The sequence below is a fragment of the Acinetobacter sp. Brlt_5 genome, assembly GCF_051949055.1.
In the GTDB taxonomy this organism is placed as follows: Bacteria; Pseudomonadota; Gammaproteobacteria; order Pseudomonadales; family Moraxellaceae; genus Acinetobacter; species Acinetobacter indicus.
In genome coordinates, this window is record NZ_JAYJLP010000002.1 from 190599 (window position 1) to 208213 (window position 17615).

Below are 17615 nucleotides of genomic sequence, written 5' to 3' on the forward strand. Positions count from 1 at the left end.
CAGCAGGTTGCTGCTGTTACATCCTTGAGTGGCTTGAGGGCATTGCTCAAGCCGGGTTTTATTCGGTTATTAAGCGCAGGCTTTTTGCCAGTAGGCATTGGCATAATTGGATGGATTATTGCGCTGTAAAACATTGCTGATATTACGGCTGGCCTGCATCAAGGCATCCAGCTGAATGCCGGTTTCATAGCCCATGTTGGACAGCAGATAATACAGATCTTCGGTTGAGACATTGCCGGATGCGCCTTTGGCATAAGGACAGCCGCCTAAACCGGCAATTGACGAGTCAAAAACGCGAATACCTTGCAGCAGTGACTGGTAAATATTGGCGATGGCCATGCCATAGGTATTATGGAAATGACCGGCCAGCACCGTCGTATCCAGTTCAGCTAGACAGGCGTCCCAGACTTTTTTCACCCGGTCGGGTGTGGCGGTGCCAATGGTTTCACCCAAAGACACTTCATAGCAGCCCATATCCAGCAGGCGCTGCGAAACTTTTGCCACCTGCTGCGGATCAATTGCGCCTTCATACGGACAATCGACCATACAGGACACATAACCACGCACACGAATGTTGTGCGCTTTGGCTTCACGCATTACATCGCTGAATTTTTCAAAGCTTTCATCAATCGAACAATTGATGTTTTTGCGGGTAAAACTTTCAGACGCGGCGGTAAAGACCGCCACTTCTTTGCAACCCACTGCCAGCGCAGATTCAAAACCTTTCAGGTTTGGCGTGAGCAGGCTGAACTGAATATTTGGATCTTTGGGCAAGCCGGCAAACAGCACATCGCTGTCTGCCATTTGCGGTACCCATTTGGCCGATACACAGGAACCAACTTCAATGGCCTGTAAACCGGTTTGCATTAAATCCAGAATCAGCTGTCTGCGGTCATCCAGGGTTAAGGGTGTTTTTTCATTTTGCAGGCCATCGCGTGGCCCGACTTCAACAATTTTGACAAATTCGCTCATGCGACTTCCTCCGCCAGCGGCTGGAATTCCACCAGCTCATCGCCAGCTTTGACCTGATCACCGGCCTGGAAGTAAGAGCTGGCCACGATGCCATCATGCGGTGCACGAATCGAGTATTCGATTTTCATGGCTTCGAGGGTCATCAGGACATCGTCTTTTTTGACTTTGTCATTGGCCGCGACCAGTACCTGAGTGATGACACCCGGCATTGGCGCAGTCAGGTTGTTTTCTGCACCTTGTTCATCATCCTGGTTAAATACCGGTTTCAGATAGGTAAATTTACAGCTCTGGCCATTCTGGAACAGGGTAATGCCATGTTCAGTCTGGCTAAAGGCCAGTTTTTGCTGTTTGCCGGCCAGCTTGAATTGCAGGGTATGCGTATCCAGTAACTGACCCTCAAGCTCAAAAGTCTGACCCTCATACTGTGCGACAAAGCCATGTTCTTGTGCTGCAAACTGGATATTTAAGGTTTTGTCATTACATTGTAATTTGATTGTCTGCCCCGATTGCAGGTTTAAACGCCAGAAAGCATTGGTCTGCCAGACCGGATTGCGGGCGCTCGGGTTCTGGGCCAAACGTGACAGCAATTCGATGAAGGCCGCGCTGACCACTAGCGTACTGTTCAGCTCTGTGGCCGGTTTTAGCAGGAATTCTTCTTCGCGCTGAATCAGGCCAGTATCCAAATTGGCATTTTTGAAAGAATCGCACAGCACCAGACGATCCAGGAAGGCAATGTTGTTGCCCAGACCATCAACATGGAACTGACCTAAAGCATGGTGCATTTGCGTTAATGCCGCTTCACGGTTTTTGCCCCAGACAATCAGTTTGGCAATCATTGGGTCGTAGTAGGTGCTAATTTCATCGCCTTCAACAATACCGCTGTCGACACGTACCGCTTCATTTTGTGCTGGATAATGCAGATAGCTGATTTGACCAATCGCCGGAATAAAGCCTTTTTCAGGTTCTTCGGCATAAACACGTGCTTCCAGAGCATGGCCGTGAATCTGCAATTCGTGCTGCTGTTTTGGTAAAGGCTCACCAAAGGCGACGCGTAATTGCCACTCGACCAGATCCTGACCGGTAATCATTTCAGTCACCGGGTGTTCAACCTGCAGACGGGTGTTCATTTCCATGAAGTAGGCAGTACCATCTTGCTCGACAATAAACTCGACCGTACCGGCACCAACATAATTCACGGCACGCGCGGCATCAATTGCGGCTTGACGCATGGCTTCCAGTTTATCTTCCGGCATTTTCGGTGCTGGTGCTTCTTCCAGTACTTTCTGATGGCGGCGCTGTACCGAGCAATCACGCTCAAACAGATGCACATAGTTGCCATGGGTATCGCCAAACACTTGCACTTCAATATGACGCGGCTGCACTACATAGCGTTCAATCAGTACATCTTCATTGCCAAAGCTGGAACGGGCTTCACTCTTACATGAGGCCAGGGCGCTAAGGAAATCCTCACTGCGCTCAACCAGACGCATCCCTTTACCGCCACCGCCGGCGCTGGCTTTAATCAGCACCGGATAGCCAATGTCATCGGCTTGCTGTTTTAAGAACGCAGCATCCTGATTGGTGCCATGATAACCCGGTGTCAGTGGTACGCCGGCTTTTTCCATCAAGGCTTTAGAGGTGGCTTTTAAACCCATCGCCAGAATGGCGTCAACTGGCGGGCCAATAAAGACAATGTTGTTGTCCTGACAGGCAAAAGCAAACTGGTCATTTTCAGACAGGAAGCCATAACCCGGGTGAATGGCTTGTGCGCCGGTACTTTTTGCGGCTTCGATAATCCGTTCAATCTGTAAATAGCTTTGTGCTGCTGGTGATTCACCAATATAGACTGCTTCATCGGCCAGTTTGACATGCTGGGCCTGAGCATCTGCATCTGAATAGACTGCAACAGTTGCAATTCCCAGTTTTTTGGCAGTACGAATGACACGGCAGGCAATTTCACCACGGTTGGCAATTAAAATCTTTTCAAACATCGTTAGGATCCTTCTAGTTGTTATGCCGTGGTCTTGATCCAGGCCGGGCTTTGTTTGTTAAGGAAAGCATTTAAGCCGTTTTTCGCCTCATCTCCCTGGCGAACGTGGGCAATATGCTGTGCGGTTTGCAGCAAGAGGTCCTCGGTCAGGACTTGCTGGTTCACCATCTGAATGAGCTGTTTCGATGCGTGCTGTGCTTCAGGGCCACCGAGTAATAAGGCCTGCACAATTTCATCAATTTTGCTGTCCAGCTGTTCCGGTGCGGTCACTTCATGTGCCAGACCAATAGCGTGTGCCTGTGCTGCAGAAATCCGTTCAGCAGTTAAAAAGTAACGTGATGCCTGACGTGCGCCAATGGCACGAATGACATAAGGGCTGATGGTGGATGGCGCCAGGCCTAAACGTACCTCAGAGGTGGCAAATTTGGCATCGGTGCTGGCCACACAAATATCACAGGCCGAGGCCAGACCCATACCACCACCAAAGGCAATGCCATGTACGCGAGCGATAGTCGGCTGTTTCAAGGTGGCCAGACTTTGCAGCATTTTGGCCAGTTTCAGGGCATCGGCTTCATTGTCGGCTTGTGAGGCCTGACCGGCCTGTTTCATCCAGTTCAGGTCGGCACCGGCAGAGAAGCTCTTGCCACGACCGGCCAGAATCACCACACGTACATCAGCGCGGGTATTTAGCTGCTGAAAGCAGGCATGTAATTCTTCAATGACCTGCGTATTAAAGGCATTGTGCAGTTCGGCACGGTTAATCCACACCGTAGCCACCTGATCTTGCTGTTCGAGTTGTAAAAATTGATAATCCATTTTTGTCACCTCTTACATGCGGAACACGCCGAATTTGGTTGGCTGGATTGGGGCATTTAATGCTGCCGCCAGACTGAGCGCCAATACTTCACGTGATTGCGCAGGATCAATGACGCCATCATCCCATAAACGCGCAGAAGCATAATAAGGATGGCCTTGGCGTTCATATTGGTCACGAATTGGCTGTTTAAACTGGTCTTCTTCTTCAGCTGACCAGCTGCCACCTTTTTGCTCAATCTGATCGCGTTTCAAAGTCGACAATACGCTAGAGGCCTGTTCACCGCCCATCACTGAAATACGCGAGTTTGGCCAGGTCCACATAAAGCGTGGCGAGTAAGCACGGCCACACATGCCATAGTTACCGGCACCAAAAGAACCGCCAATCACCAGAGTCAGTTTAGGCACATTGGCTGTCGCGACGGCCATCACCAGCTTGGCACCATTTTTAGCAATACCTTCATTTTCATACTGACGACCCACCATAAAGCCGGTGATGTTTTGCAGGAAGATCAGCGGAATATTGCGCTGGGTACATAGTTCAATAAAATGCGCGCCTTTTTGTGCAGACTCAGAGAATAAAATTCCATTGTTGGCAATAATTCCAACTGGCATTCCATAGAGCTTGGCAAAGCCAGTGACCAGGGTAGTCCCAAAGCGTGCCTTGAATTCGTCAAAGCGTGAACCGTCGACAATACGCGCAATCACTTCACGCACATCAAACGGTTTACGTGCATCAGTCGGGACAATGCCGTACAGCTCTGACGCATCGAATAATGGTGCTTCGACATTTTCCGGCTGCGGATTTGGTTTTTTATTTAAATTGGCGACGATGTTGCGGGCAATGGCCAAAGCATGTTCGTCATTTTCTGCCAGATGATCGGCCACACCTGATAAACGGGTGTGCACATCGCCACCGCCCAGGTCTTCACTGCTGACCACTTCACCGGTGGCAGCTTTCACCAGTGGCGGGCCCCCCAGGAAGATGGTACCCTGATTCCGCACAATAATGGTTTCATCCGACATGGCAGGGACATAAGCACCGCCGGCTGTACAGCTGCCCATCACCACGGCAATCTGGGCAATGCCCATGCTCGACATGCGCGCCTGATTGTAGAAAATACGGCCGAAGTGGTCACGATCTGGGAACACTTCATCTTGCAGCGGTAAATAGGCACCGCCAGAATCGACCAGATAGATACAGGTCAGATGGTTCTGCTCGGCAATTTCCTGAGCGCGTAAATGCTTTTTCACGGTCAGCGGGTAGTACGTTCCGCCTTTTACTGTCGCATCATTGGCAATGATCATACAGGTCACGCCATTGACCTGACCGACACCGGCCACCACACCGGCAGCAGGTACATCATCCTGATACACCTGATAGGCAGCCAGCTGACCAATTTCAATAAAAGCCGTACCCGGATCAATCAGATGGTCAATCCGTTCACGTGGTAATAATTTACCGCGATCCAGATGTTTCTGACGTGCAGTTTCACCGCCGCCTAGGGCAATTTTCTGGACTTTCTGTTTCAGGTCATCGACCAGGGTTTGCATCGCTGCGAGGTTGTTTTTGAACTCTTCGCTGCGAATATTGATTTTGCTCTGTAATTGATTCATGCCAACATCCTTGTCTATTCTTGTGATTTATTTTTAGGCAGTTTCGTTAAACAGTTCGCGGCCAATCAGCATACGGCGAATTTCCGAGGTGCCTGCACCAATTTCATAGAGTTTGGCATCACGCCATAAACGGCCAGCAGAAAATTCATTGATATAACCGTTCCCACCTAGCGTCTGAATGGTTTCACCGGCCATCCAGGTGGCTTTTTCGGCTGCATATAAAATTGTGCTGGCAGCATCTTTACGCAGGCTGCGGCTATGCTCGGCTTTGTCACATTCTGCACCTACCGCATAGACCAGGGCTTTACAGGCCAGCCAGGTCGAATACATATCGGCAATTTTGCCTTGCATCAACTGGAATTCGCCCAGTGCCTGACCAAACTGTTTACGCTCGTGGATATACGGAATCACGGTGTCTAGGCAGGCATCCATAATGCCCAGTGGGCCTGCGCTTAATACAGCACGTTCATAGTCCAGACCACTCATCAGCACTTTTACACCATTGCCGACACCGCCGAGGACGTTTTCTTTCGGTACGCGCACGTTGTCAAAGAACAGTGGATAGGTATTCGAGCCGCGCATGCCCAGTTTGTCCAGGTGCGTACCGTGGCTAAAGCCCGGCATGGTTTTTTCAATCAGGAAAGCGGTCATGCCTTTGGCGCCGGCCTGGGTATCAGTTTTGGCATAGACCACCAGCACATCTGCATCACCACCGTTGGTGATCCACATTTTTGAACCGTTTAGCAGATAATGATCGCCCTGATCTTCAGCTTTGAGTTTCATGCTGACCACATCGGAGCCGGCATTCGGTTCTGACATGGCCAATGCGCCGACATATTCACCTGAAATCAGTTTCGGTAAATAGCGCTGTTTCTGTTCTTCGTTACCATTACGCTTAATTTGGTTCACACATAGGTTAGAATGTGCCCCGTAGGAAAGGCCAATGGATGCTGAGGCACGTGAAATTTCCTGCATGGCAATAATATGTGCCAGATAACCGAGGTTGGTGCCACCATATTCCTCACTTACAGTCAGACCGAGTAAACCCATGTCCCCAAACTTTTTCCAAAGATGAGCAGGGAATTCGTTGTCACGGTCGACCTGTTGAGCAATGGGTGCGATCTCTTTTGCACAAAATGCAGCAACTGAATCACGAAGGGCGATCAGTGTTTCATCCAAACCGAAATCCAAGCTTTGTAAATTCATTTCTTCATCCATCCTGCGGTTATATTTGTTGTTTCCAAAAAAGCATTTTTGTTGTGCTTGGTTTTTAACATACATCGAAAATTTAAAAAAGTGAACTAAAATTCACAAAATGATTTACAATTCATTTTATCTGGTTGAGAATAAGATATGAGTTATAAAAGATCATCATTGATGCAGGAACGAATGGAACAGAATCGCCTGTCGATTTTGCAGTCCGCTCGTGAACTAATTGCTCAAGGGGGCTTTAAAGAGGCGTCGATTCAGGCCATTGCGGAACGTGCCGGTGTATCTACCGGTTTGGTCTATCGATATTTCGAAAACAAAAGCCAGATTTTAATTGAAGTGTTGTCGAATGCGATTCAGCATGAGGTTGAAATTTTGAACCACATTGCCGGCTCGGATTTATCGCCAAAACAGAAATTGCAAAAATCTGTTACAACTTTTGTGAAGCGTGCCATGAACAGTCCCCAACTGGCGTATGCGCTCATGTTTGAACCGGTTGATCCGGAAATGGAACATGAACGTTTTCGCAGTAAACAGCTGATCAAGCAGAGCATTAAGGAAATTTTGGCTGAAGGAAAAGTCAATGGTGAGTTTGAGTTTGAAGATTTGAACACCGCCGCACTGGGCGTGGTTGGCTCTATGACTTTTGTGGTGATTGAACCTTTGAACCCATCTCGCAATGTGATGTTTGATCAAAACTATAAGGATTACTTTGTCAAACAGATTGCCGATTTTTGTGTGAACGCAGTACGTCGACAGGAGGGAAGTGAGTAAAAACGATAAAAACGGCAGGGAAGACAGACAGGTAGTCGTGGTTCAAAAACAATTAGTAGAGTTGAAAATCAGAATTACAAAGAATCAAGGAGAACGATTCAATGACACAAGTACGGTTAAGCTACGCCTACGGAACGAGCAGCCAGCCTTTACTGGGCACAACGATTGGTGAAAAATTTGATCAGGCTTGCGCGCAATACGCCGAACAGGATGCGGTGGTCAGCCTGCATCAGAATGTGCGTTTGAGCTACCGGCAGTTGCAAGAGCAGGTGAATGCCTTTGCCTGCAGTTTGCTGAAACTGGGCTTTCAAAAAGGTGACCGTCTTGCAATCTGGTCGCCGAACTGCGTGGAATGGACTATTACCCAGTTTGCGGCCTTTAAAGCCGGCATTATTCTGGTGAACCTGAACCCGGCCTATAAAAGCAATGAGCTGGAATATGTACTGAATAAAGTGTCGTGTAAGGGACTGGTGATTGCCTCGCAGTTCAAGACCACCAATTATCAGGAGATTCTGACCAAAATTGCCCCGGAGCTGAACCAGGCAGCAAGCAAAGTGCTGAAAGCCGAGCGCCTGCCGCATCTGAAACATATTATTAAAATTGATGATCAGGAACATGCCGGATTACACCGCTTTCAGGATTTACTGACCCCGCCAAGCAAAAAAATGTTGCAAAAACTGCAGCAGATTTCTAGTGAATTGCAGTTTGATGAAACTATTAATATTCAGTTTACATCGGGCACCACCGGGAATCCGAAAGGCACCATGCTGACCCATAACAACATTTTAAATAATGGCTATTTTGTCGGTGAAGCAATTCATCTCAGCCCGGCAGATCGGGTCTGTATTTCAGTGCCGTTATTCCACTGTTTCGGGATGGTGATGGGGAACTTGGCCTGTATCACTCATGGTTCCACCATGGTTTATCCATCAGCCGTATTTAACCCGCTGGATACTTTAAAAGCCATTCAGCAGGAAAAATGTACCGCCGCTTATGGCGTACCGACCATGTTCATTGCCATTTTAGAGCATGAACAGTTTGATGAGTTTGACCTGTCAAGCTTGCGCACCGGTATTATGGCCGGCAGTCCATGTCCGCAGGAAATCATGCAGCGCGTGATTGACCGCATGCATATGTCGGAAATTACCATCTGCTATGGCATGACTGAAACAGCACCGGTAAGTGCGCAAAGTTCAACGGAAGATTCGGTGGAACGTCGCGTCAGTACCGTAGGCCGAGTCCATCCACATCTGGAAGTCAAAATTGTCGATGAAGAGGGCAAGGTGGTACCACGTGGACAGCTCGGTGAACTCTGTGTTCGCGGTTATTCGGTAATGCTCGGCTATTGGGAAGATCAGGAAAAAACCGCAGAAGTGATTGATGCCGCGCGCTGGATGCATACCGGTGATATCGCTGAAATGGACGATGAAGGCTTTGTCAAAATTAAAGGCCGGATTAAAGATGTGGTGATTCGTGGCGGTGAAAACCTGTTCCCGAAAGAAATTGAAGATTTCCTCTATACCCATCCGGCGGTTTGCGATGTACAGGTGATTGGCGTACCTGACCATAAATATGGCGAAGAACTTTGCGCCTGCATTATTCTGCATGAAAACGATCCATGTACAGAAGAAACCATTCGCCAGTACTGCGCCGAGCATATTTCACACAATAAAGTGCCACGTTATGTGCGTTTCTTTAGCGAGTTTCCAATGACTGCATCGGGTAAGGCGCAGAAGTTTAAGCTGCGTGAATTTATGCGTGAAGAGTTGAACCTAAAAGAAATTGCTTGATTCATGCAGGCATCTAATCACATGACAGGGCGACAGGGATATCGCCGGTCATGTGATTGAATCTCGGGAAAAATCAAATCAGAGCAAAATTGCTTTGCTTTCCGCGAGCTGTCATGACTTTCCAACAAGAATGATCTTCGCAAGTCTATTCAAGAGTCAGAGGTAGAGTGAGTTAAAGATGGCCAAAAACTTTCACAGTGAAGTCATTGTCGCCGGCTATGATGATCACATCCGTAAACTGATTCCCGGCTATGAACTGGTACATCAACAGATTGATGCCATTCTAACGGCAGAATTACCGGAAACTGTGCATATTCTGGTGGTCGGGTGCGGGACAGGCTATGAGCTGACCTATTTATTGGCGCATCATCCACAGTGGCAGATTACCGCCATTGATCCCTCCCGTGCCATGCTGGAACAGGCACAAAATACGATCCGCTCAATTGCAGGTGCCGAGCGGGTGCAGTTTATTCAGGCCGATACCCAGAGTTTAGAGTCCCCTCAGCCTTTTGATGCGGCACTGGCCATTCTGGTGGCGCATTTTATTCCCATGCCGGCCAAAGCCGATTTTTTTCAGGACATCTGCCAGCGCTTAAAACCGGGTGGTGTTTTCCTCAGTTATGACCTGATGCAGCCTGAAACATTGGCTGAACAGCAAGTGCTGCAGCATGTAGCGGTGCAACAGGGCTTAACAGTGAGCCAGAGTGAAAAGATGATTGCACGTCTGGATGATGATTTTGAACTGGTTTCGGCTGAACAGACCAAAGACGTATTAACAAAAGTCGGATTTAAAAGTTGCAGGGTTTATTGTCAAATCATGAGTTATTATGGTTTTTTTGCACGAAAATAAACGAAACAGAGGCTACACAGGCAGGTAGCACACAGACCAAAGAGCAAGGAAGTAGGGAAAATAATGTCGGCATATTACAGTTTTATCAGACGTGAACAGCATGCAGATGGCAGCAGCACAGCTTATTATGAATCGAATATTCATGCTCAGGGCGCGTGGAATCCGCATGAGCAGCATATGGCACCTGCCACCGGTATTCTTTGTGCAGAGCTGGAACAGTTCCAGCCACGTGCAGAAATGCGCATTGGCCGGGTCGGGCTGGATATTTTTGGTTTGATTGCCTTTGGTGAATTTTCGATTACTACCCGCATGATTCGCCCGGGCAAAACCATTGAACTGATTGAAGCGGAAATGTGTGCCAATGGCAAAACCTGTATTGTGGCGCGTGCCTGGAAAATGCTGACTTCCGACACTCGTGCCATTGCTGGTCTGGAAGATTTACCGGCAGAAAGTCCGGACTATTTACCCGAGTGGGATGGCATGCGCTGCTGGCCAGGCGGCTATATTCAAAGCATTCAGACCCGTGCCCATCTGGACCATCGTCCGGGCAAAGGCATTGTCTGGCTCAGTAATCAGCTTGAAATGATTGACGGCCAGCCGACGTCCGATTTTACCCGCCTGATGGGCATGGTAGATACCGCCAATGGTGTGGTGCCACGTCAGGACCCGAATGCCGGTTGGGGCTTTCCAAACCTGGATTTGCAAATTCATCTGCACCGCTTACCGCAAGGCCAGTGGCTAGGACTGGAAGTGGTACAACAATATGGTGAAGACGGTATTGGTCTGACCAGCGGCATTCTGCATGATGTTCATGGGCCATTTGGACGCAGTGAACAGATTCTGACCTTAAGAAAGTTCTAAAACTGGCTCAAGTCTATCAGGACGAATTGATTCGTCCTTTTTTTATTGGCATGCTGTGGGCAGTTCAAAATATAGATGAAACAGATGCGAATCGGGATTATTGGCGCGGGGCGGGTAGCACATCATCTGGCACGGGCATTGAGTGCACGGCACCAGATAGTACAGATTTATAGCCGCAGTTTGGATAAGGCAGCGCAGCTGGCACAGCAGGTACAGGCCAGTGCAATTCATAGCCCTGAACAGTTTGATGCAACATTAGACTTGGTGATCATTGCGGTGAGTGATCAATCCATTGCCGCGGTAATTGAGCAGGTGCATCCTCATTTGCCTGAAGTGCTGATGGTCCATACCTCCGGCAGTACTGCAATGCAGCTGTTGCAGCAGGTACATGCACGTGCCGGAGTATTTTATCCGCTGCAAACCTTTAGTCTGGAACGTGAGATTGACTGGAGTCAGACCCCTGTATTTATTGAAGCGGCACATGAAGACGATCAGGCTGTATTGTTGCAGCTGGCCAATGAACTCAGTCAGTGGGTTTATGCCTATAGCTCCGAGCAGCGTCTGAGCCTGCATCTGGCCGCGGTGTTTGCCTGTAATTTCAGTAATTATTGTTATGACATGGCCCGGCAAATTGTTGATGTCCAGCAGGTCGATTTTAGTCTGCTGTATCCGTTAATGCTGGAAACGGCGCAGAAGGCCACCCAGGCCGACCCTAAAATCATGCAGACCGGCCCGGCCATGCGTGGTGATCAGAATATTTTACAGATGCATCAGCAGTTATTGGCCGATGCACAGCGACCCGATTTACAGGCGGTTTATCAACTATTCAGCCAGCAGATTTTAGAACGTCATCAGTCATAAACCATTGTTGTTATCTTCGGTTTTATACTGGTTAATCGAGTCGTTGATCTGATCTTTTAAATCACTTTTGACTGGTAGATCATCTATTTTGTCTAATCTCAAGATAGGGACGTATAAAAAAAGCGCTGAGATTTCAGCGCTTTTTCAACTTTGTGATTAAGAAATTTTCTTAAAGATAAAGTCGTTAATCTTGTGACCGGCTTCAATACCGCGGCGTTCAAATTTGGTTTGCGGGCGCCATTCCGGACGTGGATAGCTGTTGCCTTTGCCTGCCAGGTTTTCTAAACGGGAACGGTTGTCCAGCACGTCCAGCATCCATTCTGCATACGGTTCCCAGTCAGTTGCTGCATGGAAAGTGCCGCCCATTTCCAGTTTTTGCTCGACCAGTTCCATACGTTCATCCACCACAAAACGGCGTTTGAAGTGGCGTTTCTTCTGCCATGGGTCTGGGAAGTACAGTTGTACGGTGTTAATGCTGTTGTCTGGCATTTCACGCAGCACCTGAATTGCATCGGCATCCAGGACGCGCAGGTTGCTTAAACCGGCCGTGCCTGCTTCATATACGCACTGGGCAATACCTGGCACATGCACTTCAATACCCACAAAGTTACGCTCCGGATTGGCCTGTGCCATTAAGACCAGTGAACGGCCCATCCCAAAACCGATTTCCACCGTTAAAGGACGTTCTGGATGTTCAAAATGCTGACGTAAATCGCCAACCGGATATTCCAAAATTAGGTGACCATATTGTTCAAGCGCAGTACGTTGAGAGGTGTTGAGTGGTGAGGAACGACGCATAAACGTCACAATTTCACGGTGCTCGTTTAAGTTGTCCAGCTCGACGACTTGCTGGTCTAATTGATCATTCGACATAACTTTGGCAATCGTAAAAAATTCAAATGCGGTATTTTAAGTCCTGAGCAGTTGAAGTCAAATTTTTTCATGCATTGCGCTATTTTTTTCACGGCAGCTGTCATGAAAATGCAGAAATAGTTTCATCAAATGTTCATACATCTGTCATGTCTAAAAAATAGCCTGAATAAGCTTTAACAACTGATAAAAAACAATGAAATTACATACTTTATGCTGGGCCATGGCACTCATGGGTTGTGGCTTTTCTGCACATGCAGAGCTGATGTTCAGTCAATATGTCGATGGTACATCGAACCGTAAGGGACTGGAGATTTATAACCCCGATGCGACAGCGGCCGATTTATCTCAGTATCAAATCAAGATTTTTTCCAATGGCTCAACCACAGCCGGACTGACGGTATCTTTAGAGGGAGTGTTGCCGGCCAAAGCTGAATATCTGGTCGGGCGAAGTGAATTGGAGCTGGTGCTGGGCGATCTGGTCAAAAAAATCGCAAGTCTGAATTTTAATGGTAATGATGCTGTTGTGCTGTATAAGCATAATACACCGGTCGATCGTTTTGGTGTGCTTGGACAGACTACGAGTTGGGCAGAGGGCACCAGTTTAAGCCGCAATAAAACCACGCATAGTGTTAGCTCAGTTGACCCAACAGCACCTTTTGATGTGAACAGTGAATGGACGGCCTGGTCTGACCGGAATGCTTTTAGTCAGTATTTGCTGCCAGAAGGAGAGCAGCCACCGCCTGTGACGGAAACGATTAGCTGTAGCAGTAGTGATACCGCCATTGCCGATTTGCACAGTGCCAGCAAGAACCAGATCTATACCGTGCGTGGGGTGATGACCGCAGATTATCGTTATAGCAATGGTTTTTCCGGTTTTTATCTGCAAACGCCAGATAGCAAAGCCAAACCAAACCTGAATAATGCGATTTTTGTTTATATTCCGGCCAGCAGCCAGATCAAAGGTGGTCAGGTTGGGGAAGAGGTGATTTTACGCGGTCGCCTCACTAGCTATCAAAACCAGCTGCAGCTGGACCAGCTGACTCAGGATATTCAAACCTGTAATCCGCAAGCGGCAAGCTGGGTAGCACCAAAAACGGTAAATTTACCGTTTGAAAGCCTGACGGATATGCAGCAGCATGCACCGCAGCGTTATCAGGGTGCACTGGTTAAACTGCCGCAAACTCTGACCGTCAGTGAAAACTATAATTATGGCCGTTATGGCGAGCTGGCCCTAAGCCTTGGGCGTTTATATATGCCGACCAATCTGTATCCGGCCAAATCCGACGAAGCACTCAGCCTGGCCAAACAAAACCTGCTGTCGAAAATTATTCTGGATGATGGCTATAACAACCAGAACCGGACGCCGTGGTTGCCGCTGAACTTTAATGCGCAAAATACCTTAAGAGCCGGCTATGAGCTGCAAAATGTAGAAGGGATTTTGGAATATCGTTTTAACCAGTGGCGTATTCAGCCTGTTCAGGGCAGAACCTTGCCGAATATCGTGGCAGACAAAAATGAGCGCAGCAGCGTCAGCGCCAAAAATACTGCCCAGATTCGTGCTGCGGCCTTTAATGTCCTGAACTATGACAATGGGGCGGCACAAGGCTTCCCGACCGAGCGCGGTGCAAAAACCAAAGCAGAGTTCGACAAGCAGCATCAGAAAATTGTCAGTGCCTTAAAAGCCATTGATGCCGATGTCTATGGCCTGAATGAAATTGCCAACAATGGTTATGGCCCAGACAGCGCTATTGCCTATTTAACCCAAAGTCTGGGGCCAGACTGGAAGTATGTGACACCGCCAAATGCAGATCGCTTGGGCACCGATACCATTGCCGTAGCCATGATTTATAACAGCAAACGCCTGACGCCGGTGAATGCCGCTGCCGTATTTGATGATGGTACACAATTGAATCGTGTCACCATGGCGCAAAGTTTTAAACCTGTGGCGGGTGGCGAAAGCTTTACCGTGGTGCCACAGCATCTGAAATCCAAAGGTAGCTGTCCTGATACCGGCCTAGATGCAGATCAGGACGATGGTCAAGGCTGCTGGAATAGCACCCGTGTGACCGCAGTACAGAAATTAATGCAATGGCTGGCGACCAATCCAACCAAAGTAACGAAGCCCAATGTCCTGATTCTGGGCGACTTAAACAGTTATGCCAAAGAAGATCCGATTTTGGCGCTGGAAAAGGCCAACTATAAAAATCTGTTTAATGATGAAAAAATCGGACAGGGCAAACAGGCTTATAGTTATGTGTTTGGCGTGGCCAGTAATACCCAAGGCTATGGCGGCGCCGGTAATTTAGACCATGCCATTGCCGATGCACAATTGTATCCACGGGTTAAACGTGCTTTTGCATGGGCCATTAATGCTGATGAACCGACGGCACTGGCCTATAACGAAGACTATAAAACTGCCGAGCAGATTCAGGCCTTTTATAGCCCGGATGCTTTCCGTTCATCTGACCACGACCCGATTATTATTGATCTGGACCTGTCAGATGCACCGGCAGAGCCAAAGCCATCGGAAGACTCCAAAGCGGATACCCATGGGGGGAGTACCGGCCTATGGTCATTATTGGGATTATTCGGGCTGAGTGCTGCGGCTTGGTTACGTCGCCGTAAATAAGGCGGGTATTGATCTGCCATAAAAAACGCCTGATTATCAGGCGTTTTTTCTTTAGGCAGTTTTTATTCAAGCTTAATTCGGACTTAATTTATCAATCAGGGTGTCACTGGCTTCATTTAAGCCAATCAGCTCGACCTGAATCCCGCGAGCTTCAAATTTCTGCACCACAGTATTTAGCATATTGACCGAGGTTAAATCCCAAATATGCGCATGAGTCAGATCAATCTTTACCTGTTGCAGATTTTCCTTAAAGTCAAAGAACTGGAAAAACTTGTCCGAGCTGCTAAAGAAAATCTGTCCGGTAATCTGATAACGGCGTGTATCCTGTACGCGTTCAGACTGAACTTTGACTTCACTTTCCAGCTTATTCACCAGGAACAAGGCAGACAGCAATACCCCAACGAAAACACCCAAGGCTAGGTTGTGCGTCGCCAGTACAATGGCCACCACGGTCAGCATCACAATATTACTTTGCTTTGGATGCTTGCTAAAGTTACGCACCGAATCCCAGTTAAAGGTGGTAAAGGCCACCATAATCATAATCGCCACCAGTGCCGCCATTGGAATATAAGCCAGCCAGTCTTTAAAGAACACCACCAGACACAGCAGGAAAACGCCGGCGACCAAAGTAGAAAGACGGGTACGCGCACCAGAGCTGACGTTAATAATCGACTGGCCAATCATGGCACAGCCGGCCATCCCGCCCATAAAACCGCTGACAATATTGGCATAGCCCTGACCACGACATTCCTGATGACGGTCACCTTCAGTTTCCGTCACTTCATTTACAATGGTGGTGGTCATCATGGTTTCCAGTAAACCCACTGTCGCAAGGGTGATGGAATAAGGGAAAATAATCGCCAGCGTTTCAAAATTCAGCGGAATTTCAGGAATTAAAAATACCGGTAAGGTGTCTGGAAACTGTCCCAGATCGCTCACCGTACGCATATCGGCACCCAAAAATAGCGCCAGCAGACTCAGCACAATAATGCAGATTAAGGGTGAGGGCACCGCCTTGCCAATTTTAGGCAGATAGGGAAACAGATAAACTACCGCCAGCCCCAGGCCGACAAAGACATAGCCCCACAGATCCATTTGCATCAGCTCTGGAAGTTGCGCGACAAAAATTAAAATCGCCAGCGCATTCACAAAACCATAGACCACCGATTGCGACACAAAGCGCATCAGCTTGGCCACTTTAAAATAGCCGGCCACCACCTGAATGATCCCGGTCAGTACCGTTGCCGCCAGTAAATATTGCAGCCCGTGCTCTTTGACCAGGGTAATCATCAGCAGCGCCATGGCGCCCGTCGCGGCCGAAATCATCGCCGTGCGGCCACCAAAAAATGCAATGGTCACGGCAATACAGAAGGAGGCATATAAGCCAACTTGTGGATCGACGCCGGCAATCGCAGAAAAGGCAATGGATTCAGGAATCAGGGCCAGCCCCACCACCAGACCGGCCAGCACATCGGTCCGGATATTGGAAAACCACTCTTCTTTTTTCAGACTAATCACAATCGGCTTTTCATGAAACTTTAAAGGCGACTATGGTAAAACAAATGAAGTGAAAAAAGCAGCCGCAATCCACTTGAAAAAGCGCCGCGCTTGCTCAATATTGAAAAGGTAAATGTTTTTTACGCATTTACGCTTTTTTGCAATTTACAGGTTCGATCACTTGAAAGTTTGTTAGAAGCCATTTAAAACAGTTAGTAGTTATATAACAAGGATCAGATATGAAGCTTTATTATTCACCGGGTGCATGTTCTTTAGCGGCCCATATTATTTTAAATGAAATTAATGTAGATTTTGATTTAGAACGTGTCGACCTGAAAACCCATAAAACCGAAAAAGGTCATGATTATTACGAAATTAATCCAAAAGGCTATGTTCCGGCGCTTGAGATTAATCCTGGTCTGATTCTGACCGAGAACGTGGCAATTCTACCGTTTCTGGCTCAGCACGATCCAAAACAAGATTTAATTCCACCATCCGGCATGGGCCGTGCCAAAGTGCTGGAATGGTTAGGTTATCTGAATTCGGAACTGCATGATGCCTACGCGGTATTCTTCGGTGGCCAGTTAACCGATGATGAAAAAAATAAAGCCTATGCTGAAATTGACCGTCTGTTAAGTTATATTGATAAAACCATCGGTGAATCAGACAATGAATATCTGGTCGATGATAACTTTGGCCCGGCCGATGCCTATTTATTCGTACTGACCAACTGGTCGAACCATATTCATCATGATTTAACCCCATATACCCATATTATTGCGCTACGCAATAAAGTGGCCGAGCGTCAATCGGTGCAGATTGCCATGCGTGATGAAGGCTTGATTCCTTGATTCAGGTTTAAAAACCGTAATAAAAAAG

At 47.9% G+C, this 17615-nt stretch carries 14 protein-coding genes; 7 read left to right on the forward strand and 7 right to left on the reverse strand.

Features of this window, described 5'->3' with window-relative positions:
* Positions 1 to 69: 69 nt before the first annotated feature.
* Genes VF685_RS02830 through VF685_RS02850 form a run of 5 tightly spaced genes read right to left on the reverse strand, consistent with a single transcriptional unit; the run spans position 70 to position 6598 of the window.
* Positions 70 to 972, reverse strand: coding sequence for a hydroxymethylglutaryl-CoA lyase (locus VF685_RS02830; protein ID WP_016658374.1), 903 nt, complete (start codon positions 970 to 972; stop codon positions 70 to 72).
* Entirely contained in the window at positions 969 to 2963 is a 1995-nt protein-coding gene (locus VF685_RS02835; protein ID WP_152342322.1) for an acetyl/propionyl/methylcrotonyl-CoA carboxylase subunit alpha, read from the reverse strand. The genes VF685_RS02830 and VF685_RS02835 overlap by 4 nt, the downstream gene beginning before the upstream one ends.
* A gap of 20 nt (positions 2964 to 2983) precedes the next feature.
* Complete coding sequence (locus VF685_RS02840) at positions 2984 to 3778, reverse strand: enoyl-CoA hydratase/isomerase family protein (RefSeq protein ID WP_152342323.1); 795 nt, start codon at positions 3776 to 3778, stop codon at positions 2984 to 2986.
* Between the two features lie 12 nt (positions 3779 to 3790).
* Positions 3791 to 5392: a carboxyl transferase domain-containing protein gene (locus VF685_RS02845; RefSeq protein WP_286384696.1), complete on the reverse strand. Its 1602-nt coding sequence runs from the start codon at positions 5390 to 5392 to the stop codon at positions 3791 to 3793.
* Positions 5393 to 5425: 33 nt separating this feature from the next.
* Positions 5426 to 6598: an isovaleryl-CoA dehydrogenase gene (locus tag VF685_RS02850; protein WP_286384695.1), complete on the reverse strand. Its 1173-nt coding sequence runs from the start codon at positions 6596 to 6598 to the stop codon at positions 5426 to 5428.
* A gap of 147 nt (positions 6599 to 6745) precedes the next feature.
* Between VF685_RS02850 and VF685_RS02855 the strand changes: the two genes are divergently transcribed.
* The 5 genes from VF685_RS02855 to VF685_RS02875 all read left to right on the forward strand — a co-directional run bounded on the left by VF685_RS02855 (position 6746) and on the right by VF685_RS02875 (position 11737).
* On the forward strand, positions 6746 to 7375 hold the full coding sequence (locus tag VF685_RS02855; protein WP_005177074.1) for a TetR/AcrR family transcriptional regulator: 630 nt from the start codon (positions 6746 to 6748) through the stop codon (positions 7373 to 7375).
* Positions 7376 to 7476: 101 nt separating this feature from the next.
* Positions 7477 to 9165: an AMP-binding protein gene (locus tag VF685_RS02860; RefSeq protein WP_104488771.1), complete on the forward strand. Its 1689-nt coding sequence runs from the start codon at positions 7477 to 7479 to the stop codon at positions 9163 to 9165.
* A 178-nt stretch (positions 9166 to 9343) separates the two neighbouring features.
* Positions 9344 to 10015 (forward strand): class I SAM-dependent methyltransferase, encoded by a 672-nt coding sequence (locus VF685_RS02865; RefSeq protein ID WP_206896781.1) that lies wholly within the window; start codon positions 9344 to 9346, stop codon positions 10013 to 10015.
* A gap of 63 nt (positions 10016 to 10078) precedes the next feature.
* Entirely contained in the window at positions 10079 to 10876 is a 798-nt protein-coding gene (locus tag VF685_RS02870) for a thioesterase family protein (RefSeq protein ID WP_005177084.1), read from the forward strand.
* Positions 10877 to 10960: 84 nt separating this feature from the next.
* Positions 10961 to 11737: a Rossmann-like and DUF2520 domain-containing protein gene (locus tag VF685_RS02875; protein ID WP_206897034.1), complete on the forward strand. Its 777-nt coding sequence runs from the start codon at positions 10961 to 10963 to the stop codon at positions 11735 to 11737.
* A 156-nt stretch (positions 11738 to 11893) separates the two neighbouring features.
* On the opposite strand, the gene trmB is transcribed toward VF685_RS02875, so the two are convergent.
* Positions 11894 to 12610, reverse strand: coding sequence for a tRNA (guanosine(46)-N7)-methyltransferase TrmB (gene trmB, locus VF685_RS02880; protein ID WP_075166682.1), 717 nt, complete (start codon positions 12608 to 12610; stop codon positions 11894 to 11896).
* Positions 12611 to 12830: 220 nt separating this feature from the next.
* On the opposite strand from trmB, the gene VF685_RS02885 reads away from it, so the two are divergent.
* Positions 12831 to 15239 (forward strand): ExeM/NucH family extracellular endonuclease, encoded by a 2409-nt coding sequence (locus VF685_RS02885; protein WP_440203546.1) that lies wholly within the window; start codon positions 12831 to 12833, stop codon positions 15237 to 15239.
* 72 nt (positions 15240 to 15311) lie between these two features.
* On the opposite strand, the gene VF685_RS02890 is transcribed toward VF685_RS02885, so the two are convergent.
* Positions 15312 to 16757, reverse strand: coding sequence for a SulP family inorganic anion transporter (locus VF685_RS02890; protein WP_005177090.1), 1446 nt, complete (start codon positions 16755 to 16757; stop codon positions 15312 to 15314).
* Between the two features lie 218 nt (positions 16758 to 16975).
* Here VF685_RS02890 and VF685_RS02895 point away from each other — a divergent pair, with 218 nt between their 5' ends.
* Entirely contained in the window at positions 16976 to 17587 is a 612-nt protein-coding gene (locus VF685_RS02895; protein WP_005177091.1) for a glutathione binding-like protein, read from the forward strand.
* Positions 17588 to 17615: the final 28 nt, after the last annotated feature.